Here is a 2,682-nt window from a genome sequence, read left to right on the forward strand (position 1 = left end):
GGCTTCGAGGAGCGATTTCATCCGCCCTTTGGCCACGAAAGATGTCATGAATGAGGGGCCCTTGAGCTTTTCGATGATCCTCGGGGCGATCCCGCCGCCCACGAAAAGCCCGCCGGTTGCAAGAAACCGCAGGGCCAGGTTTCCCGCTTCCGCTGCGTAGAGGGACACGAAGAGGTCGAGGGCCTGCATGCACAACTCGCTTCGTCCCTCGAGGGCAACCCGGGAAATCACCGCCGGGGGATCTTCTTCGCGCAGAAGCTCAGCGAGCCACCCGGGCTCCTCGCACCGCCCCGTGTCGCGGAGGAAACTGTAGATGTTGAAGATTCCCGGTCCGGAAACCACCCGCTCGTAACTGACCCGTTCGTAGCGTTTCAGAAGGTAGAGGAGCAGCTCCGTTTCGAGCTTGTTTCGAGGTGAGAAGTCGGCGTGCCCCCCTTCGGTGGGAACGGGCCTGTAGCGGTCGCCCAGCCAGTGGAGACCTGCTTCTCCAAGTCCCGTGCCTGCCGAGATGAGAGCCCTGTTCCCTCCGGGTACGGCTGCGCCGCTGTTCAAAACGGTGAAGTCATCTTCCCCGAGAACGTCTATGCCGTAGGCGTTTGCCTCCAGGTCGTTTATCAGCGCGACCGATTCAAGGCCCAGGTCCTTTGCAAGCTCGGTGGAATCAACCACCCAGGCAAGGTTCGGGGCTTCGCAAATCCCCTCCTTGACCGGTCCCGCCACCCCGAAACAGGCGAAATCGGCCCGTGCCCCGGTACTCTTCATGAATTTTCGAACGATGGCGTCGAGGTTCACGAATTCGCGGCTGGGAAAAACCTCAATGACGCTCAGCTCCAGCCTTTCTGCTTCCCCCTCGAATAGAGCGAGCCTGGTGTTCGTGCCGCCCACGTCGCCGGCAAGTACGGTCAGTCGCATTTCAGCCACCTTCTCCTCTCTTTTTTCATCAGGGTTTCATCGTCATCTGGCCCCCAGGTTCCCGCGGGGTAGTTGGGAAATTCTCTGGGAGGAAGGGCGCTCCAGACGTCCAGGATGGGGCTCACCACGCTCCATCCTGCCTCGACCATGTCTGCCCGCCGAAAGAGGGTGGCGTCTCCCATCATGCAGTCGTAGAGGAGCCTCTCGTAGCCGGTGCTCGGTGTCGTGCCGAAGTAGTCCCTGTATTCGAAATCCATGTCCACCGTCCCCAGTTTCACGAGGGGCCCGGGTACCTTCGCGCTGAAGCCCAGGGAGATTCCCTCGTTGGGCTGGATGCGGATCGAGAGGCGGTTCGGCATGAGCTCCTCCACTCTGGTCTGGCGAAAGAGCACGAAAGGTGCCCTCTTGAACTCTACTGCGATTTCCGTTATCCGCTTCGGAAGCCGCTTTCCCGTTCGCAGGAAAAAGGGAACGCCCGCCCACCGCCAGTTGTCTATGGAGAGCTTGAGTGCCACATACGTCTCGGTGCTCGAGTCGGGCGCCACGTTTTCCTCCTGGCGGTATCCCGGGACCTTCTTCCCGTTGATGGCGCCTTCCCCGTACTGACCCCTCACCGTGCAGCTCAGGACCTCCTCGGGGGTCATGGGCTGGATAGCGCGCAGAATCTTGACCTGCTCGTCGCGCACCGCGTCGGCATCGAAGGATATGGGCGGCTCCATCGCAACCAGCGTGACGAGCTGGAATATGTGGTTCGGCACCATGTCTCTCAGGGCTCCCGCCCCTTCGTAGAAAGCCCCGCGCTTGCCGACACCCAGCTCCTCCGCCACCGTTATCTGCACGTTGTCTACGTAGCGGCGGTTCCATATGGGGTCGAAGATCCCGTTGGCGAAGCGGAAGATGAGGATGTTCTGGACCGTCTCTTTCCCGAGGTAGTGGTCGATCCGGTAGATCTGCTTTTCCTCGAGGATCTCCCCGATCTGGCGGTTGAGGGCACGGGCGGATTCCAGGTCCCGGCCGAAGGGCTTTTCCACCACCACCCGGCGCCAGCGGCCGTTTTCCTCCCGCAGGAGGTTCGAACTGCCGAGGTGGGATATGATCTCCGAGAACAGCGAGGGGGCAGTTGCAAGGTAGTAGAAGTAGTTCCCACCCGTGCCGTGTTCGCTGTCGATCCGCCGAAGCAGGTTCTTGAGTTCCTCGTAGATCCCCCCGTCATTTACGTTTCCATGCAGGTAGTAGAAGCGCCGGGAAAGGGCCCCCCAGGCTTCGCGGTCCACCCCGCCGGTTGCGAACTCCTCGATATTGTCGTCCATCTCCCGGCGGAATTCCTCCGTGCTCTTCACCGACCTGGCTATTCCCACAACGGCGAATTCCTCGGGCAGAAGATCGTTGTTTGCCAGATTGTGGAGGGCAGGGATGAGCTTCCGCCTGGTCAGGTCGCCCGATGCCCCGAATATGACCATGACACAGGGTTCTCCGGGATTTTTTGGGCGTTCGCGGCTTCTGTTTTTTCCTTCTCCTGTCATGGCATACCCTTCAACGTGCCCTTATTGCGGGCAGGGCACAGCCCCGTCGGAAATTTTTCCCCTCCAGATTGTACCCCTAATCCTTCGGCGGCTCAACGTGGCCGCCGAACTTGTAGCGCATGGCCGACAGGACCTTCTCGGCGAAGGTGTGATCCTTCCTGGATCTGAACCGTGAAAAGAGGGAAGCGGAGAGCACGTCGGCGGAGACGGCCTGCTCGATGGCTGCCATGATCGTCCAGCGGCCCTC

General features: G+C 60.7%; 2 protein-coding genes and 1 pseudogene (1 of these 3 running past the window's edge). All 3 read right to left on the bottom strand.

Annotated features, from left to right (window positions below):
- On the bottom strand, positions 1 to 912 hold a 912-nt coding region (gene glk, locus GTN70_09700), incomplete at its 3' end, for a glucokinase (GenBank protein ID NIO17251.1).
- Positions 903 to 2,435: a glucose-6-phosphate dehydrogenase gene (locus GTN70_09705; protein ID NIO17252.1), complete on the bottom strand. Its 1,533-nt coding sequence runs from the start codon at positions 2,433 to 2,435 to the stop codon at positions 903 to 905. The genes glk and GTN70_09705, both read right to left, overlap by 10 nt.
- A 76-nt stretch (positions 2,436 to 2,511) precedes the next feature.
- A pseudogene (gene gnd / locus GTN70_09710) lies at positions 2,512 to 2,682 on the bottom strand (decarboxylating 6-phosphogluconate dehydrogenase); it runs 763 nt beyond the window's last position.

The organism is Deltaproteobacteria bacterium, assembly GCA_011773515.1.
GTDB lineage: Bacteria > Desulfobacterota > Deferrimicrobia > J040 > J040 > WVXK01.

What these genes read in the sequence shown, in the direction of transcription:
- GTN70_09705 (NIO17252.1), bottom strand. Translation starts at nt 2,435, where the DNA reads ATGACAGGAGAAGGAAAAAACAGAAGCCGCGAACGCCCAAAAAATCCC.